Genomic DNA, 1,511 nt, shown 5'->3' with positions numbered 1-1,511 from the left:
AATATTGCCTGCGCATTTTCCAATCCTGAAAGGTCGCTGCATTGCAAAGTTACATTCAAATAAGCAGTTTCAGTAGTCCAAGCCGGAGCAGTAGTATCTTCAATTGTTATCACTTGCATGAAAGTATCGGAAGTATTGCCACAATCATCTTTTACAGTCCAGGTGTTGGTATAGGTTCCGGCATTTCCACAACCTTCAGAAGCCATGAACTGCCCGCTTACTTTTACGATATTCGATACATCGGCATCACAAAGATCTGAAGCCACAGGGAACATTGTCTGAGCATTTGCCAATCCTGAAAGATCGCTGCATTGCAAAGTCACATTCAAGGAAGCTATTTCAGTAGCCCATGTTGGTGCTGTAATATCTTCGATAGTAATTATCTGAGTGAAAGTATCGGAAGTGTTTCCGCAATCGTCTTTCACGGTCCAGGTATTGGTGTAAGTTCCTGAATTTCCACATCCTTCAGAAGCCATGAACTGACCGCTAACTTTTACGATATTCGATACATCTGTGTCACAAAGGTCAGAAGCTGTTGGGAACATTGTCTGAGCGTTTGCTAAACCTGAAAGGTCGCTGCATTGTAGAGTCACATTCAAGGAAGCTATTTCAGTAGCCCATGTTGGTGCTGTAGTATCTTCGATAGTGATCACTTGAATAAAAGTATCCGTAACATTTCCACAATAATCTTTTGCAATCCAGCTATTGGTATAAGTTCCTGCATTGGCACAGCTTTGAGAAGTTCTGAATTCGCCGCTGGTTTTAATATAAGTAACTACAGTACAATTTGCGGTTGCAGTTGGAGCCTGATTTTGAGCGGCTAGTAATCCAGAGGTGTCGCTGCATTGTAAAGTAACATTTAAAGTACCTGCCTGTGTAATCCATGTTGGTGCTGCATTATCTTCAATGGTTATTACCTGTGTGAAAATAGTAGAAGTATTTTGGCAAATATCTTTTGCTTCCCAGGTATTGGTATAAGTTCCAGAGTTTATACAGGAGCCTGCTGTAAAGCTTCCACTGATTTTGGTATAAGTTACAGTTCCTCCGCAATTATCAGTAGCTGTTGGAGCTACAGCCTGAGCGTTTGCCAAACCGGAAAGATCACTACACTGCAAAGTCACATCTAAAGAAGCTGCAGCCGTTGTCCACATTGGTGCAGTTGTATCCTGAATAGTGATAATTTGAGTAAATATTGTAGATGTATTCAAACAAACATCTTTTGCTTCCCAGGTATTGGTATATGTTCCGGAGTTGATACAGGAACCAGCCATAAAGCTTCCACTGATTTTGGTATAAGTTACTGTTCCACCACAATTATCAGTAGCGGTTGGAGATACAGCCTGAGCTGTTGCCAAACCTGAAAGATCACTACATTCCAGAGTTACATTTAAATCATTAGCAGCTGTTGTCCACATTGGTGCTGTGGTATCCTGAATAGTGATGGTTTGTGTAAATATTGTTGAGGTATTCAAACAAACATCTTTGGCTTCCCAGGTATTTGTATAAGTTCT

1 protein-coding gene is annotated in these 1,511 nt (G+C 40.9%); it reads right to left on the bottom strand.

Annotated elements, in window-relative coordinates; translation table 11 throughout:
- A partial coding sequence (locus FLACHUCJ7_RS19205; protein ID WP_180910072.1) for an Ig-like domain-containing protein occupies nt 1-1,511 on the bottom strand: 1,511 nt, incomplete at both ends.

The organism is Flavobacterium salmonis (assembly GCF_903819435.1).
Lineage (GTDB): Bacteria > Bacteroidota > Bacteroidia > Flavobacteriales > Flavobacteriaceae > Flavobacterium > Flavobacterium chungangense.
Note: the sequence above shows the minus strand (reverse complement) of the source record. Positions and strands in the feature narration are given on the sequence as shown.